The organism is Streptomyces sp. NPDC048507 (assembly GCF_043199995.1).
Taxonomy (GTDB): domain Bacteria; phylum Actinomycetota; class Actinomycetes; order Streptomycetales; family Streptomycetaceae; genus Streptomyces.
The window spans coordinates 360,461-377,753 of record NZ_JBICWZ010000005.1 but is presented as its reverse complement, the minus strand read 5'-3'; the positions used below and the strand labels follow the sequence as shown (position 1 = coordinate 377,753).

At 72.5% G+C, this 17,293-nt stretch carries 17 protein-coding genes; 11 read left to right on the top strand and 6 right to left on the bottom strand.

Annotated features, from left to right (window positions below):
• Positions 1-9 precede the first annotated feature (9 nt).
• The 4 genes from ACGFXC_RS17660 to ACGFXC_RS17645 all read left to right on the top strand — a co-directional run bounded on the left by ACGFXC_RS17660 (position 10) and on the right by ACGFXC_RS17645 (position 3,468).
• The gene (locus tag ACGFXC_RS17660) at positions 10-933 is read left to right on the top strand and encodes a F0F1 ATP synthase subunit gamma (RefSeq protein ID WP_393713684.1); all 924 of its coding nucleotides are present in this window, start codon (positions 10-12) and stop codon (positions 931-933) included.
• A complete protein-coding gene (atpD, locus tag ACGFXC_RS17655; protein WP_393713682.1) occupies positions 933-2,375 on the top strand; it encodes a F0F1 ATP synthase subunit beta in 1,443 nt (480 codons plus the stop codon). The genes ACGFXC_RS17660 and atpD overlap by 1 nt, the downstream gene beginning before the upstream one ends.
• Positions 2,376-2,516: 141 nt before the next feature.
• Entirely contained in the window at positions 2,517-2,891 is a 375-nt protein-coding gene (locus ACGFXC_RS17650) for a F0F1 ATP synthase subunit epsilon (protein ID WP_351822360.1), read from the top strand.
• A gap of 130 nt (positions 2,892-3,021) precedes the next feature.
• A complete protein-coding gene (locus ACGFXC_RS17645; RefSeq protein WP_393713680.1) occupies positions 3,022-3,468 on the top strand; it encodes a DUF2550 domain-containing protein in 447 nt (148 codons plus the stop codon).
• Positions 3,469-3,554: 86 nt separating this feature from the next.
• Here ACGFXC_RS17645 and ACGFXC_RS17640 read toward each other — a convergent pair whose 3' ends face one another.
• The 3 genes from ACGFXC_RS17640 to ACGFXC_RS17630 all read right to left on the bottom strand — a co-directional run bounded on the left by ACGFXC_RS17640 (position 3,555) and on the right by ACGFXC_RS17630 (position 7,451).
• Positions 3,555-5,462 carry a glycosyl hydrolase family 18 protein gene (locus ACGFXC_RS17640; protein ID WP_393713678.1) on the bottom strand — a complete coding sequence of 636 codons (1,908 nt, stop codon included), beginning with the start codon at positions 5,460-5,462 and terminating at the stop codon, positions 3,555-3,557.
• A gap of 136 nt (positions 5,463-5,598) precedes the next feature.
• The gene (locus ACGFXC_RS17635; RefSeq protein WP_393713676.1) at positions 5,599-6,264 is read right to left on the bottom strand and encodes a response regulator; all 666 of its coding nucleotides are present in this window, start codon (positions 6,262-6,264) and stop codon (positions 5,599-5,601) included.
• Positions 6,261-7,451, bottom strand: coding sequence for a sensor histidine kinase (locus tag ACGFXC_RS17630; RefSeq protein WP_393713674.1), 1,191 nt, complete (start codon positions 7,449-7,451; stop codon positions 6,261-6,263). Before ACGFXC_RS17630 ends, ACGFXC_RS17635 begins: the two co-directional genes overlap by 4 nt.
• A gap of 175 nt (positions 7,452-7,626) precedes the next feature.
• Between ACGFXC_RS17630 and ACGFXC_RS17625 the strand changes: the two genes are divergently transcribed.
• Positions 7,627-8,211 (top strand): hypothetical protein, encoded by a 585-nt coding sequence (locus ACGFXC_RS17625; RefSeq protein WP_393713672.1) that lies wholly within the window; start codon positions 7,627-7,629, stop codon positions 8,209-8,211.
• Here ACGFXC_RS17625 and ACGFXC_RS17620 read toward each other — a convergent pair.
• Complete coding sequence (locus ACGFXC_RS17620) at positions 8,208-8,780, bottom strand: cob(I)yrinic acid a,c-diamide adenosyltransferase (protein WP_393713670.1); 573 nt, start codon at positions 8,778-8,780, stop codon at positions 8,208-8,210. The genes ACGFXC_RS17625 and ACGFXC_RS17620 overlap by 4 nt on opposite strands.
• Positions 8,781-8,960: 180 nt before the next feature.
• On the opposite strand from ACGFXC_RS17620, the gene ACGFXC_RS17615 reads away from it, so the two are divergent.
• The 4 genes from ACGFXC_RS17615 to ACGFXC_RS17600 all read left to right on the top strand — a co-directional run bounded on the left by ACGFXC_RS17615 (position 8,961) and on the right by ACGFXC_RS17600 (position 14,160).
• A complete protein-coding gene (locus ACGFXC_RS17615; protein WP_393713668.1) occupies positions 8,961-9,809 on the top strand; it encodes a 3-hydroxyacyl-CoA dehydrogenase family protein in 849 nt (282 codons plus the stop codon).
• Between the two features lie 158 nt (positions 9,810-9,967).
• Positions 9,968-10,291 carry an STAS domain-containing protein gene (locus ACGFXC_RS17610; protein ID WP_125603340.1) on the top strand — a complete coding sequence of 108 codons (324 nt, stop codon included), beginning with the start codon at positions 9,968-9,970 and terminating at the stop codon, positions 10,289-10,291.
• A 107-nt stretch (positions 10,292-10,398) separates the two neighbouring features.
• Complete coding sequence (locus ACGFXC_RS17605) at positions 10,399-11,040, top strand: LysE family translocator (RefSeq protein WP_393713666.1); 642 nt, start codon at positions 10,399-10,401, stop codon at positions 11,038-11,040.
• A gap of 192 nt (positions 11,041-11,232) precedes the next feature.
• Positions 11,233-14,160, top strand: a complete 2,928-nt coding sequence (locus tag ACGFXC_RS17600; RefSeq protein WP_393713664.1) for an ATP-binding protein — start codon at positions 11,233-11,235, stop codon at positions 14,158-14,160.
• 118 nt (positions 14,161-14,278) lie between these two features.
• Here ACGFXC_RS17600 and nucS read toward each other — a convergent pair whose 3' ends face one another.
• Positions 14,279-14,950, bottom strand: coding sequence for an endonuclease NucS (gene nucS / locus ACGFXC_RS17595; protein WP_393713662.1), 672 nt, complete (start codon positions 14,948-14,950; stop codon positions 14,279-14,281).
• A gap of 221 nt (positions 14,951-15,171) precedes the next feature.
• On the opposite strand from nucS, the gene ACGFXC_RS17590 reads away from it, so the two are divergent.
• Entirely contained in the window at positions 15,172-15,564 is a 393-nt protein-coding gene (locus ACGFXC_RS17590; RefSeq protein ID WP_393713660.1) for an SCO5389 family protein, read from the top strand.
• 117 nt (positions 15,565-15,681) lie between these two features.
• Here the strand turns inward: ACGFXC_RS17590 and ACGFXC_RS17585 are convergent, their stop codons facing one another.
• Positions 15,682-16,713 carry an LLM class flavin-dependent oxidoreductase gene (locus tag ACGFXC_RS17585; RefSeq protein WP_393713658.1) on the bottom strand — a complete coding sequence of 344 codons (1,032 nt, stop codon included), beginning with the start codon at positions 16,711-16,713 and terminating at the stop codon, positions 15,682-15,684.
• A 245-nt stretch (positions 16,714-16,958) separates the two neighbouring features.
• On the opposite strand from ACGFXC_RS17585, the gene ACGFXC_RS17580 reads away from it, so the two are divergent.
• Complete coding sequence (locus ACGFXC_RS17580) at positions 16,959-17,285, top strand: ATP/GTP-binding protein (protein WP_393713656.1); 327 nt, start codon at positions 16,959-16,961, stop codon at positions 17,283-17,285.
• Positions 17,286-17,293 lie beyond the last annotated feature (8 nt).

Below are 17,293 nucleotides of genomic sequence, written 5' to 3'. Positions count from 1 at the left end.
ACCTGACTCATGGGAGCGCAGCTCCGGGTCTACAAGCGTCGCATCCGTGCCGTCACGGCGACCAAGAAGATCACCAAGGCGATGGAGATGATCGCCGCCTCGCGCATCGTCAAGGCGCAGCGCAAGGTGGCGGCATCGATGCCGTACGCGACCGAGCTCACCCGTGCGGTGACCGCGGTGGCGACCGGCTCGAACACCAAGCACGCCCTGACGACCGAGGTCGAGCAGCCCACCCGGGCCGCGGTCCTGCTCATCACGAGCGACCGCGGTCTGGCGGGCGGCTACTCCTCGAACGCCATCAAGCAGGCGGAGCGGCTCACCGAGCGGCTGCGCGGCGAGGGCAAGGACGTCGACACGTACATCGTCGGCCGTAAGGGTGTGGCCTACTACGGCTTCCGCGAGCGCAAGGTCGCGGATTCGTGGACCGGCTTCACCGACAGCCCGGCTTACGCCGACGCCAAGCGCGTCGCGGGACCTCTGATCGAGGCCATCGAGCTGGACACGGCCGAGGGCGGCGTCGACGAGCTGCACATCATCTACACGGAATTCGTGTCGATGATGACGCAGAACGCCGTCGACGGCCGGATGCTGCCGCTCAGCCTCGAAGAGGCCGAGGGGGAGACCGGTACCGGTACGAAGGGCGAGATCCGTCCGCTGTTCGACTTCGAGCCGTCGGCGGAGGACGTCCTCGACGCCCTGCTGCCGCGCTACGTCGAGAGCCGCATCTACAACGCACTGCTGCAGTCGGCCGCTTCCGAGCACGCCGCCCGCCGCCGCGCGATGAAGTCGGCCACCGACAACGCCGGGGATCTCATCAAGAGCCTCTCCCGGCTTGCCAACGCGGCCCGCCAGGCCGAAATCACCCAGGAAATCAGCGAGATCGTCGGTGGCGCGAGCGCCATGGCTGACGCGACCGCGGGGAGTGACAAGTAATGACGACCACTGCTCAGACGGCCGCCGCCACGGGCCGCGTCGCCCGGGTCATCGGCCCGGTCGTCGACGTGGAGTTCCCCGTCGACGCCATGCCGGAGATCTACAACGCCCTCAAGGTCCAGGTCGCCGACCCGGCCCAGGACGGTGCGCTGAAGACCCTGACCCTCGAGGTCGCGCAGCACCTCGGTGACGGCCTCGTCCGCACCATCTCGATGCAGCCGACCGACGGCCTGGTCCGCCAGGCCCCGGTGACCGACACGGGCGAGGGCATCACCGTCCCCGTCGGTGACTTCACCAAGGGCAAGGTCTTCAACACCCTCGGTGAGGTGCTGAACTACCCGGAGGAGAACGCCAACGTCACCGAGCGCTGGCCGATCCACCGCAAGGCGCCCCGCTTCGACGAGCTCGAGTCGAAGACCGAGATGTTCGAGACCGGCGTCAAGGTCATCGACCTCCTCACCCCGTACGTCAAGGGTGGAAAGATCGGTCTGTTCGGTGGTGCCGGTGTCGGCAAGACCGTTCTGATCCAGGAAATGATCTACCGCGTCGCCAACAACCACGACGGTGTGTCGGTCTTCGCGGGCGTCGGTGAGCGTACCCGTGAGGGCAACGACCTCATCGAGGAAATGGCCGACTCGGGCGTCATCGACAAGACGGCGCTCGTCTTCGGCCAGATGGACGAGCCCCCGGGCACCCGTCTGCGCGTCGCCCTGGCCGGTCTGACCATGGCGGAGTACTTCCGCGATGTGCAGAAGCAGGACGTGCTGTTCTTCATCGACAACATCTTCCGTTACACCCAGGCCGGTTCGGAGGTGTCGACCCTCCTCGGTCGCATGCCGTCCGCCGTGGGTTACCAGCCGAACCTGGCTGACGAGATGGGTCTGCTGCAGGAGCGCATCACCTCGACCCGCGGTCACTCGATCACCTCGATGCAGGCGATCTACGTCCCCGCGGACGACCTGACCGACCCGGCGCCGGCCACCACCTTCGCCCACCTCGACGCGACGACGGTTCTTTCCCGTCCGATCTCCGAGAAGGGCATCTACCCGGCCGTGGACCCGCTGGACTCGACGTCCCGCATCCTCGACCCGCGGTACATCGCGGCGGACCACTACGCCACGGCGATGCGCGTCAAGGGGATCCTGCAGAAGTACAAGGACCTCCAGGACATCATCGCGATCCTCGGTATCGACGAGCTGGGCGAGGAGGACAAGCTCGTTGTCCACCGTGCCCGTCGCGTCGAGCGCTTCCTGTCGCAGAACACCCACGTGGCGAAGCAGTTCACCGGCGTGGACGGTTCGGACGTTCCGCTCGAGGAGTCGATCGTCGCCTTCAACGCGATCTGCGACGGCGACTACGACCACTTCCCCGAGCAGGCGTTCTTCCTGTGCGGTGGCATCGAGGACCTGAAGGCCAACGCCAAGGAGCTGGGCGTCTCCTGACCGGACGCGCTCCCCCGCGGAGCGCTCCCGGTCCGCAGATCCACGGAGAGGGGCGGGGTGTGTCCCGTCCCTCTCCCCACGCCCATTAGAATTTGACCCAACACCCGGCCGAACAGCCGGGTGGTGACCCGAGGAGCCACCTTGGCTGCTGAGCTGCACGTCGAGCTGGTCGCGGCGGACCGCAATGTCTGGTCCGGCGAGGCCACCCTTGTTGTCGCCCGCACCACGTCCGGCGACATCGGCGTCATGCCCGGTCACCAGCCGCTTCTCGGTGTGCTGGAATCGGGCCCGGTGACCATCCGCACGGGCGACGGCAACACCGTCGTCGCCGCGGTGCACGGCGGATTCATCTCGTTCGCGGACAACAAGCTGTCCCTGCTGGCCGAGATCGCCGAGCTCGCGGACGAGATCGATGTCCTGCGGGCGGAGCGGGCACTGGAGCGCGCGAAGTCGGAGGCCGACGCGGCCGCCGAGCGTCGCGCCGATGTCCGGCTGCGCGCGGTGACGGGGCACTGAGCTCCGTACCGAAGAGTGTGACACCTCAGCCGCGGTCCGTTCTGGAATTTTCCAGACCGGGTCGCGGCTGAGGCGATGCGGATCCGTTTTTTGTTCTGCGTGATTTCGATGAGCGAGGAGGTCGGTGAAGATGCTCCTCGCTCTGCTTGTGAGCGGCCTGGTCGTAGCCCTGGTGGTGATCGGGCTGTTTGTGTTCGGCCTGCGCCGCAGACTCATCCAGCGTTCCGGCGGGACCTTCGACTGCAGCCTGCGCTGGGCCGTGTCCGAGGAGCCGGACGTCTCCGGCAAGGGCTGGGTCTACGGGGTCGCCCGCTACAGCGGTGACCGGATCGAGTGGTTCCGGGTGTTCTCGTACTCCCCGCGCCCGCGCCGGCTGCTGGAGCGCTCCTCGATCGAGGTGCTGTCCCGCCGCGCGCCCGAGGGCGAGGAGGAGCTGGCCCTGCTGTCCGACGCCATCGTGCTCGGCTGTTCCCACCGCGGGACGCGCCTGGAACTGGCGATGAGCGAGGACGCGCTGACGGGTTTCCTGGCCTGGCTGGAGGCGGCGCCTCCCGGCCAGCGGGTGAACGTGGCGTAGGGAGCGCGGACGCGACAAAGAAGCCGGGGAGACGGGGGCGGACCCGTCTCCCCGGCTTCGTCATGTCACCGGACGGTGCGTGGGGATCACTGCAGTCCGGTGTGGATCGCGCTCGCGAGTTCGCCGTTCGCGGTGTCGCCGCTGAACTCCCAGAAGAAGGCGCCCTTGAGGCCCTGCTGCTTGGCCCAGGTCATCTTCCCGGCGATGGTGGCGGGGGTGTCGTAGCTCCACCAGTTGCTGCCGCACTTGGCGTAGGCCGTGCCGGCGACGGTGCCGGTGGTCGGGCAGCTGGTCTTGAGGACCTTGTAGTCCTCGATGCCCTGCTCGTAGGTGCCCGGCGCGGGGCCGGTGGCGGTGCCGCCGGGGGCGTCCTGGGTGACTCCGGTCCAGCCGCGGCCGTAGAAGCCGATGCCGAGGTTGAGCTTGGAGCCGGCGATGCCCTTGCCCTTGAGCTTGGTGATGGCGGCCTCGGAGTTGAAGCCGGCGATCGGGATGCCGGAGTAGGAGGTCAGCGGGGAGTGCGGGGCGGTCGGGCCCTTGGCGTCCCAGGCCCCGAAGAAGTCGTACGTCATGACGTTGTAGAAGTCGACGTACTGGGCGGCGCCCGCGTAGTCGGCGAGGTCGAGCTTGCCGCCGTTGGAGCCGTCCGCGGAGATCGCGGCGGTCACCAGGCTGGAGCCGCCGAACTTGGTGCGCAGGGCCGACATCAGGTTCTTGAAGGAGGCGGCGCCGCTGGTGTCGCAGGACAGCCCGCAGGCGTTCGGGTACTCCCAGTCGATGTCGATCCCGTCGAAGACGTCCGCCCAGCGGGGGTCCTCGACCAGGTCGTAGCAGGACTGGGCGAAGGCGGCCGGGTTCTGGGCGGCCTGGCCGAAGCCGCCGGACCAGGTCCAGCCGCCGAAGGAGTAGATGACCTTGATGTTCGGGTACTTGGCCTTCAGCTTGCGCAGCTGGTTGAAGTTGCCGCGCAGGGGCTGGTCCCAGGTGTCGGCGACGCCGTCGACGCTCTGGTCGGCGGTGTAGGCCTTGTCGTAGTCGGCGTAGGAGTCACCGATGGTGCACTTGCCGTTCTGGACGTTGCCGAAGGCGTAGTTGATGTGGGTGATCTTGGCCGCCGAGCCGGAGGTGACCAGGTTCTTCACGTGGTAGTTGCGCTGGTAGACGCCCCAGTCGGTGAAGTAGCCGAGCTTCACCTTGGCGCCCGGATCGCCGGGGTCGCCCGGATCGGTGCCGCCGCCGCCCGGTGTGGTCACCGAGACGGAGCCGGAGGAGGGGCCGGTCTGGTCCGCGCTGTCGCGGGCGGTGACCGCGTAGGAGTACGTGGTGCCCTTGGTCAGGCCGGAGTCGGCGAAGGTGGTGCCGGTGACCGTGGCGATCTTGCTGCCGCCGCGGTAGACGTCGTAGTTCTTGACGCCCTTGTCGTCGGTGGCCGCCGACCAGGACAGGGTGAGCGCGGTCTCGGTGACGCCGGTCGCGGTGGGGGTGCCGGGGGCCGAGGGCGGGTTGTCGGTGGGGGTGGTGCCGCCCTCGCAGGAGCCGCCGTTGACCTTGCAGCCGGCGGGGGCGCCGGGGCCCGCGCCGTTGAAGCCGAAGCTGGCGGTGGCGCCGGGGGCGAGGGTGCCGTTCCAGCCGAGGTTCTTGGCCGTCCAGTGCGTGCCCGCGCTGGTGACGGTGGCGTCCCAGGCGGAGGTGACCGAGGTGCCGGAGGGGTAGTCCCACTCCACGGTCCAGCTGCTGAGGGTGGTGGTGCCGGTGTTCTTCACCGTCCACTTGCCCTCGAAGCCGGAGCCCCAGTCGGAGACCTTGGTGAAGGTGGCGGTCGCGGACGCGGCGGCCTGCGCGGGCCCCGCCAGGCCGACGAGGCCGGCGACGGGCAGGGCGAGGGCGGCCACCGTGGCGGCGAGCCTGCGCAAGAGTCGGGTGCGTCGTGGGGGTGCTGTGCTCAAGGGTGCTCCTCCGTAGGTCCGGAGCGGCCGTGGGGCCGACTGCTCCATGGGGGTGGGACCTGCGCCGCCCGTGAGCACGCGGTGCCGGAGCCCCGTGAAGGGCTTTTGACATGGCACGCTCACCACAGTGTTGCGGTGAGATTAGAAAGGTCTGGACCAAGCGTCAAGAGGTCCAGACCTCATCTCAAGCGCCCGGCTGGATCCCCAACTCCTGTGCCAGTACGGCTGCTTGGACCCGACTGCGCAGCCCCAGCTTGCCCAGCAACCGGCTGACGTGGGTCTTCACCGTCGCCTCCGCCATCTCCAGCCGCCCCGCGATCTCCGCGTTCGACAACCCCTCGCCCAGCGCCCCGAACACCTCCCGCTCGCGCCGCGTCAGCGACTCCACCGCCGCCGCCTTCGCCGGGGCCACGGGAGCGCGCACCGCCCGGGGGGCCGCGAACTCCGCGATCAGCCGCCGGGTCACCGCCGGGGCGATCATCCCCTCGCCCCGCGCCACCGTCCGCACCCCCGCGATCAGCTCCGCCGCGTCCGCGTCCTTGAGGAGGAAGCCCGAGGCGCCCGCCCGCAACGCCCCGAAGACGTACTCGTCCAGGTCGAAGGTGGTCAGCACGAGGACGTCGGCCAGCCCCTCGCCGACGACCTGGCGGGTGGCCGACACCCCGTCCAGGCGCGGCATCTGTACGTCCATGAGGACCAGATCCGGCCGCAGCTCGCGCGCCAGGCGCACCGCCTCCTCGCCGTCGGCCGCCTCGCCCACCACCTCGACGTCCCCCGCGCTGCGCAGGATCAGCACGAGACCGGCCCGTACGGCGCTCTGGTCCTCGGCCACCACGACCCTGATGGTCATTCCCGTACCGCCCTCTCCTCGGCGGGCAGGGACGCCCGCACCTGCCAGACGGTCCCGGCGGGGCCCGCCGTGAACGTGCCGTCGAGCAGTTCCGTCCGCTCTCGCATGCCGATCAGCCCCGCCCCGGAGCCGGGTGCGCGGGGGCCGGGCCGGTCACCGTGGGGGGAGTCCACGCCCACCGTGAGCCGGCCGTCGCCGCGCCCGCGGGCCAGTCGCACCGAAACCGTGCCGGGGGCCGCGTGCTTGAGCGCGTTGGTCAGCGACTCCTGCACGATCCGGTACGCGGCCAGTTCGACCGGCGCGGGCAGCGGCGGCCCCTCCTCCCGTTCGTCCAGGAGGACGAAGTCCAGCCCGCTGGCCGCCCCGTTCGTCCGGGCCTGCGCGACCAGGGCCTCCAGCCCGCCCAGCGAGGGCACGGCCACCGGCTCCCGCCCGGCCCCCGCCTCGCGCAGCAGACCGATCAGCCGGCGCATTTCGGCCAGTCCCTGGACGCTGTTCTCCCGGATCACCCCGAGTGCCTCCCGGCTGGTGGCGGAGGAGTCGATGGACAGCGCGGCGGTCGAGTGGATGGCGATGGCCGACAGGTGGTTGGCCACCATGTCGTGCAGCTCGCGGGCCATCCGGGCGCGCTCGGCCGCCACCGCCTGCGTACGGTCCATCTCGGCCAGCAGCGCCGTCTGCTCGGCGCGCAGCCGGGCGGCCTCCGCGGCCTCGCGGTGGTTGCGCAGGGTGGCGCCCGTCAGCGCGGGGGCGAAGCTGACGACGCCGGTGACCACACCGATCAGCAGGGCCTGCGGAGTGCGCAGCCAGGCCAGGGCGGCGATGGTGGCGACGAGGGTGATCAGGCCGGTGCTGACCGGCAGCCGGCGGGCCATGGCGGGCTTGCCGTAGACCACGGCCGCGTACATCAGGTCGGTGAAGATCACGACGGTGGCGATGCTGCCCACCGTGAACTGGTCCGCGATCAGCCCGGCGGTGCCGACGGCCAGCGTCAGGCGGGGCATCGTGCGGCGCACCAGCTCCAGCGAGCCGAGCACCCCCAGCGGGACCAGCACCGCCCAGACGGGCAGGAAGTGCCGGGAGTTGTTGCTGTGGACCCCCAGCGACCACAGGAGCAGGCCGGCGAGCACGCTGGCCACCGCGAGCAGGACGTCGTCGCGGTGCGGGGGAGGGATCTTCGGGAGCACGCCCCCATCCAACAGGGTCCGCGCGGCCGGGGCCTCGGCGCGGGGGCGGAGGCCCCGCTACACCGAAGGATGCAGCCGGCTCTCGTCATCGGCGACGACGCGGCGGCGTCCGGCGGCCGACACCCTGGAAGGGAACGCCGACCCCCACCCCCCCCGCCGGAACGGAGCGTGTGCCGTGCTCGTCACCCTCGTCATCGTCTGCGAGGCCGGCTTCTGGGTGCTGCTGGCCCTCGGGCTCGGCCTGCGCTACCTCGCCCGCAAGCCCCGCCTGGGAGCCGCCGTCCTGTGCTGCGAGCCGCTGCTGGAGCTGACCCTGCTGGCCGTCTCCGTCGCGGACCTGAAGAACGGCGGGGAGCCCGGCTGGGCGCACGGCCTCGCCGCCCTCTACATCGGCTACACGGTCGGCTACGGCCACTACACCGTGAAGTGGCTCGACCGGCACGCCGCCCACCGGTTCGGCACCGGCCCGAAGCCGCCCGGCACGCTCTACGGCAGGGCCCGCACGGTCCACGAGGGGAAGCTGTGGCTGCGGACCCTGGCCGGGGCGGCCGTCGCGCTCGCCCTGCTCCAGGCCGCCATCGGGTACGTCGGCGGCGCCGCCGACACCTCCGCCCTGCAGTCCTGGCAGGCCGTCGCCCTGCGGATCCTCGTCATCCACGGGCTGATCGCCGCGACGTACGCGATCTGGCCCCGCAAGGCCCCGGCCGCCGCCCCCGGGGCATCAGCCGCCGCGGACCGCGAACCGGCGGAGCGGTCCTAGCGCTCGCCGCCGGGGACCCACAGGACGTCCCCGGCCTCCTTGTTGGCCGTGCGCGCCAGGATGAAGAGGAGGTCGGAGAGGCGGTTGAGGTAGGTGGCCGTCAGCGGGTTCATGACCTCGCCGTGCACCTCCAGCGCCGCCCACGTCGAGCGCTCGGCGCGCCGCACCACGGTGCAGGCCTGGTGCAGCAGGGCGGCGCCGGGGGTGCCGCCCGGGAGGATGAAGCTGCGCAGCTTCTCCAGGTCCTCGTTGAAGGCGTCGCAGTCCGCCTCCAGCTTGTCGATGTAGAACTGCTCGACGCGCAGCGGCGGGTACTGCGGGTCGGCCACGACCGGCGTGCAGAGGTCGGCGCCCACGTCGAAGAGGTCATTCTGCACGCGGACCAGCACCTTCACGACCTCCTGCGGCAGTGAGCCCAGCGCGACGGCCGCCCCGATCGCGGCGTTCGCCTCGTTGGCGTCCGCGTACGCGGAGATGCGCAGGTCCGTCTTGTGGGTACGGCTCATGTCGCCCAGGGCGGTCGTGCCCTGGTCGCCGGTACGGGTGTAGATACGCGTCAGGTTCACCATGACGCCAGGGTAGTGCGGGCCAACTGCGGTGGGCCCGCGCACTGCTGACCCGTCCCGGTGTGATGTCCGTCATCTGAGACGTGACGCGTGTTACTTCGCGGTCACAGCATCCCCCGTGCGCGCTAGTCTCCGCCGGAGGGGCCGTGAGACTGGGGCCGTACGCGAAACGAGGGGTGTGCAGTGGCTGGGAAGCTCGCCGTCATCGGTGCTGGACTGATGGGTTCCGGGATCGCTCAGGTCTCCGCGCAGGCCGGCTGGGACGTCGTCCTGCGGGACGTCACGGACGCCGCGCTGACCCGGGGCACGGACGGGATCAAGGCCTCGTACGACCGCTTCGTCGCCAAGGGCAAGCTCACCGCCGAGGACGCGGAGGCGGCCCTCGCCCGGATCACCACGACCACCGACCTCGACGCGGTCGCCGATGTGGACATCGTCGTCGAGGCGGTCTTCGAGAAGCTCGAAGTCAAGCACGAGATCTTCCGCACCCTGGACGACCTGGTGCGCGAGGACGCGGTGCTCGCCTCCAACACCTCCGCCATCCCGATCACCAAGATCGCGGCCGTGACGAAGCGTCCGGAGCGGGTCGTCGGCGCCCACTTCTTCTCGCCCGTCCCGATGATGCAGCTCTGCGAGCTGGTGCGCGGCTACAAGACGAGCGACGAGACGCTCGCCACCACCCGCGCGTTCGCCGAGTCCGTCGGCAAGACCTGCATCGTCGTCAACCGCGACGTCGCCGGTTTCGTGACGACCCGTCTGATCTCCGCGCTGGTCGTCGAGGCCGCGAAGCTCTACGAATCGGGCGTGGCCTCCGCCGAGGACATCGACATCGCCTGCAAGCTGGGCTTCGGACACGCGATGGGGCCGCTGGCCACCGCCGACCTCACCGGCGTCGACATCCTGCTGCACGCCACCGGCAACATCTACACCGAGTCCCAGGACGAGAAGTTCGCGCCGCCGGAGCTCATGCGCCGCATGGTCGACGCGGGTGACATCGGCCGCAAGAGCGGTCAGGGCTTCTACAAGCACTGAGCACGACCGTTCGAATCTCCGCACCCCTACCGGGTGAATTAGGTATCGGTTCGCTCACGGTCGGCAACTTCCCCGCCCGCGGGGCAGTCAGTTGCAGTGAGAGTTGCCGATCACGGAACAGTCGGACCGCACGCACGCAGTACAGCCGGGGAGCACACATGCACATCAGGGGCGACCACGCCGAACTCGCGGTCGGGGGTCGCCTCGACGTGCGCAGCGCGGCGGACGCCCGAACGGTCCTGCACACCGCCCTCGACGACGGCCACGGCGACCTCGTGCTCGACCTGACCGGCCTCGACTCCTGGGACGCGACCGGGCTCGGCGTCATCATGGGCGCCCACCGGCGGGCCGGCCGCACCGGCCGCCGGCTGGTCCTGCGCGGGGTACCGGACCGGATGCAGCGGCTGCTCGTGGCCACCCGGCTGCACCGGATCCTCGCGATCGAGGGCGGACTGGAAGCGGAGTCCCTGCCCCGGGTGTGAGCCCGCGCCGGGAAGCGGGCCGGGCCGGGGCGGGGAAGCGGGCCGGGGGAGCGGGCCGGGCGAAAAGGGGCTGGCGGGCGGGGCCGGGCGTCGGCTTTCATGGCCCCATGGTGTCCACCGACCGACTGCTCGCCTTCGCGGCCATGTCCTCCCTGCTGATCGTCATCCCCGGCCCGAGCGTGCTGTTCGTGATCGGCCGCGCCCTCGCGCAGGGCCGCCGCGCCGCGCTGACCACGGTGGCCGGCAACACGCTCGGGGGGTACGTGCTCGTCGTCGCCGTGGCGCTCGGCGTCGGGGCCGTCGTCGAGCGCTCCGTCCTCGTCTTCACCACGCTGAAGCTGCTGGGCGCCGCCTACCTCGTGTACCTGGGCGTCAAGGCGTTCCGGCAGCGCGGATCCCTGCGCGAGGCCTTCGCCGGGGACGCCCCGGCCGCGCACGGCGGCCTGCGGACCCTCGCGGAGGGCTTCGCGGTGGGCGTCGCCAACCCCAAGACCATCGTCTTCTTCGCGGCCGTCCTGCCCCAGTTCGTGGACCGCGCCGCGGGCCACGTCACGCTCCAGATGCTGGAGCTCGGCCTCGTCTTCAACGTCATCGCCATCGTCTCCGACAGCGCCTGGGGTCTGGTCGCGGCCACCACCCGCGGCTGGTTCGCCGGATCGCCGCGCCGGCTGTCCATGGTCGGCGGCACCGGCGGCCTCGCCATGATCGGCCTCGGCGTCACCGTCGCCGTCACCGGCCGCAAGGACTGACCGCGGAACGTCACGGGCGTATCCGGAGGAAACGTAACGGTCCGGTGCTGAAGGCACCCCTGCGGTTCCCGCGGGACCGGCCACGGTCTAGGGTTCGGGCGGAAACCGGACCAGTAGCGACAGCGGCGTGAGCGAAGGCCGGGCGCAATGACGGCGGCGACGGTGCGCGCGACGCGATCGGGGGACTTGGTCATGGACCGTACGGACGGTACGCAGGGGCAGCCCGACCCGGGGGAGAAGCCGGTGGACCGGCCCACGGGCGGGCGTTCCGGGCCCTCCCGGCCCTCCGGCCCGTCCTGGCCGCCCGTGACGTCCGCCCTCGCGGCGCGGTCCGCCGCCGGGGCGCAGCCCGCGCCCGCGCCCGCCCGGATCGTGACCCTGACCAGCGGCGACTTCACCCTGACCGTCAACCCCGTCGACGGCAGCGAGATCGAGAACCTGCGCCCCGGAGCCGCCCCGGCCGGGGCCGGCCGTCCCGCCAGGCGCGACGCCGCCGCCCGCGCCGACCGGGACGCCGCCGCGCGGCCCCCCGTACTGCCCGGACCGCCGCTGCCCGTGCGGCCCTCGGCGGAACGTGCCGAGGAGCGGGACAGGATCGTCCGGCTGCTGGGACGCGGCCGCTCCGTACGCCTGACCGGAACCGCCGGATCCGGCCGCACCACCCTGCTCGACGCCGTCGCCGCGGCCTGCTCCGGACTCGCCCCCGACGGTGTCGTCCGGCTCGGCGGCCACGGCGTCCAGCAGCCGGCCGAACTGCTGCACTCCCTGTACGCCGCCGTGTACGAGGCCCCCGGCCGCCGTCCCGACCGTACCGAACTCCTCGCGCGGACCGCCGAGATCGGCGCGATCGTCCTCCTCGACGACCTGGAGCTGGGCGGCGCCGCCCTCGACGAACTGCTGCGCGCCACCCCCGAGTGCGCCTACCTGCTCGCCGCGGCGCCCGACGCCAAGTCCCCCTCCGACGACGCCCACCTGGAAGAGGTCTTCCTCGACGGGCTCGGCAAGGCCGACTGCCTGCTCCTGCTGGAAGCGGGCGCGGGCCGGCCGCTGACCGAGGAGGAGACCGCCTGGGCCGGCGATCTGCGGTTCGCCTCGGAGGGGTTGCCGCTGCGCTTCGTCCAGGCCGGAGCCCTGCTGCGGCAGCGCGACGAACTCAACCGGAGCACCACCGAGGACGAGGACGAGGAACCCGGCGTCTTCGAGGAGCGCCCCCGCGACGCCGCCCCCGTACCGCTGCCCACCCTCGCCGAGGGCGCGGCCCCCGCGGAACTGCTGGCCTCCCGGGCCAGCGAGTCGGCCCGCGCCGCCCTGCGGATCGCCTGCGCGCTGGGCGGGGAACTCCCGCACCACGCGCACCTGCCCGCGCTGGTCGGGGACACCCACGCCGACACCGCCGTCGCGGAACTGCTGGGCTGCGGGCTGATCACACCCGTCGGCCCCCGGTACCGGCTCGCGGAGGGGGTCGCGCGGCAGCTGGAGGAGGCCGGGTACGGGGACACCGCCGCCGAGGAGGCGCGGACCGCCGCCCGGCACTACGCCTGGTGGACCGGGCACGCCTCGGTGACCCCGGAGCGGGTCGCGGCCGAGGCCGACGCGGTGCTGGCCGCGCTGGCCGGGGCCGATGTGGTGGCCGCCGTGCTCCTGGCCCGTACGGCGGCACCGGCCTTCGCGGCCTCCCTGCACTGGGAGGCCTGGGAGCGGGTGCTGCGCGCGGGGGCCGAGGCCGCCCGCAAGGCGGGGGAGGTCGCGGAACAGGCCTACTTCCACCACGAGCTGGGCGTCCTCGCGCTGTGCGAGGGGCGTCTGGAGCGGGCCCGGGCCGAACTGGAGGCCTCCATAGGCCTGCGCGGGGCGCTCGCCGACAAGCGGGGGACGGTCGCGGGGCGGCGGGCGCTGGCGCTCGTCACCGACCGGGAGGCGCTGGGCGTGGAGGCCTCGCCGCCGCTGCGGTTGGCTCCGCCGGCCCTGGGCGGCCCGCCGGCGCCGGGCGGCTCGGCCTGCCTGGCAGGCTCGACCGCCCCGGGAGCGGCGCCGGTCCGTGGCGGAGCCGCCGCCCCGGGAGGCCCTGCGGCCCTTGGAGGGGCGTCGGGCCGGGGAGGGGCTGCCGCCCCGGGAGGGCCTGCGGCCCTCGGAGGTGCGCCGGGCCTCGGAGGGGCTGCGGCCCTTGGAGGGCCTGCGGGCCTTGGAGGGGCTTCGGGCCTCGGAGGTGCGCCGGGCCTCGGAGGGGCTGCGGGCCTTGGAGGGGCTTCGGGCCTCGCAGGTGCGTCGGGCCCGGGAGGGGCTGCCGCTCCGGGAGGGGGCCGGGGAGGTACGTCGGGTCGTGGCGGGGCGCCGGGTCCGTCCGCCGCCGTGACCGCGCCGCTGTCGCCGATCACCCCCGTCCCCGCGCTCCCGCCGGTGTCCGTCGTGAAGCCGGAGCCGGCCGCCCTGCCCGCCCTGCCCGCGGGCTCGGAGGCCGTCACCCGGGTGACTCCCGTGATCGGCGGGACCGGCCCGGTCCCGCCGGCGCTGTCCCAGGCGTTCGAGGACGCCTTCCCCCAGACGCCCCAGGCCAGCCAGGCCTCCCGGGCCCCGCGCCCCGAGCCGCTGCCCGGCCGCCCGGCGGCCGGCCCGGCCGGGCGCCGCAAGACGGTGCTGCTGGCCGCCGCCGGTGCCCTCACCGTGGTGGCGCTCGGCACGGTGGTCGGCCTGGCGCTGGCCTCGGGGGACGAGCAGCAGCCGGCGGCCCCCGCCGTGTCCTCGACCCCGGACGCACCGGCGGTGGTTCCGCCGCAGGTGCCGGGGAACAACGGGGACGACGCCGCCCCGCAGCCGGCCGCCTCCGGCCCGTCCGCACCGCCGACGGGCAAGGAGCAGCCCGGGCAGCGGACCCCGCCGGCCCGCACCACCGGCCCCTCGCGGCCCCCGGCGACCGACCCCGGCCCGAAGCCCACCACGAAGCCGCCGACCGCGCCGGTGACCCCGCAGCCGCCGACCACGACGCCGCCGGTCCATCCGCCGACCGACCCGCCCGTGACCGACCCCCCGCCGGTGACCGGCCCGCCGACGCCCCCGGCCACCTCGACGTCCGCCCAGTCCCCGACGGCGGCGCAGCCCCCGTCCGCCTCGGCGAGCGCCTGAGCGCTCCGCCCCGCCCCGGCCCGGTACGACGACGGCCCCCCGAGCCGGTGGCTCGGGGGGCCGTGCACGTCATGGGGCCCACCGGGGGGCGGGCGGGGCGAACGGAGCGCGGAAAGGATCAGAACAGGCGGAGTTTGTCGTCCTCGATGCCACGGAGCCCGTTGTAGTCGAGGACCACGCAGTCCATGCCCCGGTCATTGGCCAGGACCCGCGCCTGCGGCTTGATCTCCTGCGCCGCGAACACGCCCCGTACCGGGGCCAGATGCGGGTCGCGGTTGAGGAGCTCCAGGTACCGGGTGAGCTGCTCGACGCCGTCGATCTCGCCGCGCCGCTTGATCTCCACCGCCACCGTCGCGCCCGACGCGTCCCGGCACAGGATGTCCACGGGCCCGATCGCCGTCATGTACTCGCGCCGGATCAGCGTGTAGCCCTCGCCCAGCGTGTCGATCCGGTCGGCCAGCAGCTCCTGGAGGTGCGCCTCGACACCGTCCTTGATGAGACCGGGGTCGGTGCCCAGCTCGTGGGAGGAGTCGTGGAGGACCTCCTCCATGGTGATGATGAGCTTCTCGCCCGCCTTGTTGACGACGGTCCAGACGCCCGCTTCGTCCCCGCTCCCCTCCTTGAGGGTGCACGGGGGCGACATCCAGTTGAGCGGTTTGTACGCCCGGTCGTCCGCGTGGATCGAGACACTGCCGTCGGCCTTCACGAGGATCAGACGGGGTGCCGAGGGCAGATGGGCGGTGAGCCGGCCCGCGTAGTCGACGGAGCAGCGGGCAATGACGAGACGCATGGTCGGCAACGCTACTCGACCGACGGGCCTCCACGCGATTCGCCCCTGAAAGCCCCGTTCGCCGATGGCGCGTTGTATGCGCATTCTCCTGGTGCGGCACCCGGTGGGCGCCTACCGTGGTGAGCGGGAGGTTGTCGAGCGTGCACGCTGCGTCGCCGTCCTCCTTCCCTGCCCGTAAGACTCCGGCAACCCAAATGCCCGGGGTCACGAGAGGAGAACCCATGTCGCTCGACGTCTCACCGGCCCTACTCGAACAGGCCGAGCGAGGCGAGGTCGACGAAGCAGCCTTCGTCGACTGCGTCCGGACCTCCCTGCCCTACGCATGGGAGATGATCAGCTCGTTGGTGGCCCAGCTGGAGGTTGAGGGCGGACAGTTCGCCGACAACCAGACGCCGCCGCCGGACGAGCAGGCCCGTGGGCAGCTGCTGCGCGCGCTCGCGAGTGACGCGATACGCGGTGCGCTGCAGCGGCACTTCGGGGTGCGCCTGGCATTCCAGAACTGTCACCGGCTGGCGGTGTTCCCGCTGGATTCCTCGGTGGACGACCGGCTGTCCAAGTTCACCTCGATCCGCGGCCAGCTGCTCAACCAGTCGCCGGAGCTCCGCGACTGCTAGCAGGACCCGTACTTCGCTGCCGCTCCGTGTCGCGGGAGGTGCGACTGACACCGGAGCGGCAGCCCTGGTCCCGACGGCCGCGCCCCGCCGCCCTGCCCGGCCGCTCGGCGCCGCCGCTCAGCCCAGCAGCGGCAGGACCTCCGCGCCGAGGCGCCGTACGTTCTCCTCCGTCGCGGCGAGGTCGCCCGAGCCCTCCGTCAACAGGGCGAAGCGCGTGATGCCGGTGCGCTCCGCGGTCGCCGCGAGACGGTCCGCCGCCAGTGCGGGGCTGCCGACCGGATGCAGTTCGCACAGCAGCTCCGTGTAGGCGACGGGGTCGCGCATCGCGCGCTGCCTGCCGTCCACCGTCACATGCGCGTCCAGTCCCTGCCGGAACCAGCCCGGCATCGCCTTCACCAGGGCCTCGCGCGCGTCCACGGTGCGGTCCGCCAGCTGGCAGACCCCGGCCGAGACGTGCCCGGCCCCCCGGACGGCCTCGGGGGAGTGGCCCGACTCCCGCGCGATGCGCCGCCACAGCGCGACCATCTCCGCCTTCTCCCCGTCCCCGCAGTGCATGCCCAGCAGCATCGGCAGCGCCCGCTCGGCGGCGAGCCGCACCGACGCCGGTGAGGTGCACGCGACGATCACTTCCGGTCCCGTCCCGTCGCCGTCCAGCGCCTCCGCCGGACGCGGTACGACGGCCACCTCCCGGAACCCGTAGCGTCCGCCGGCGTCGCCCACCCGGGGCTCGCTCAGCCAGCGCCGCAGGAGGTCGAGGTCCTCCGGGAAGTTCGACTCGTACGCCTCCAGGCCGCCCCCGAACACCTCCAGGTCCACCCAGGGCCCGCCGCGCCCCACCCCGAGGGTGAACCGTCCGCCGGAGGTGACGTGGAGCAGGGCCGCCTGCTCGCCGAGGGCCACCGGGTGGGTGCTCGGCAGCACGCTCACCGCCGTGCCCACCCGCAGCCGCCGGGTCCGCCCCAGCAGCAGCGCCGCCAGGGTCACCGCGGACGGGCAGACCCCGTACGGCACGAAATGGTGCTCGGCGAGCCAGACCGAGTCGAGCCCGGCCTCCTCCGCCACCTCGGCGGTCCGCACCGCCCGGTGCAGTGCCTCGCCCTGGCCCTGGCCCGGGAACTGGGCCGCCAGTACAAACGCTCCAACGCGCATCGCCCTTAGCCTCCTCGCGGCTGACGCGGCCTCCCCCAGGTGGACCGACTCGTTGATGGGATCAACGTCTGATGGCAACAACGTCTGACACGTGCCAAAGGCACGGCCTGACAGGAAAGTTATTGAGATTGTCGGGCCGGTCCTCTTCTGACCGCCGCCCTTCCTCCGCCACCCTGCGGGTACCCGGGCTCGCTGCGCGTAGTCTGGGAGAAAGTCACTGTCGGCCGCCCATTCGTGAGGTATACGTGTCACCGCGCCACAACCGCCCCAGGGGCGGCGAGACTCCGGAGGAACGACCCGGCACCGGCCTCGACCGGTACGGGCTGGAGCGGACCGAGGAGTACCAGGGCGAGGAGTGGAAGGTCCGGCACGTCGCGGGCGCCAGCGCGACGGGCAAGCGCTACCGCTGCCCGGGCTGTGACCAGGAGATCCCCTCGGGCACCCCGCACCTGGTGGCCTGGCCCGAATACGGCGGCGTGGACGACCGGCGGCACTGGCACAAGGCCTGCTGGAACGCGAAGGACCGCCGCACCACGAAGGTGCAGCGGTCCCGGAACGCGCCGAGGCACTGACGCCGCAC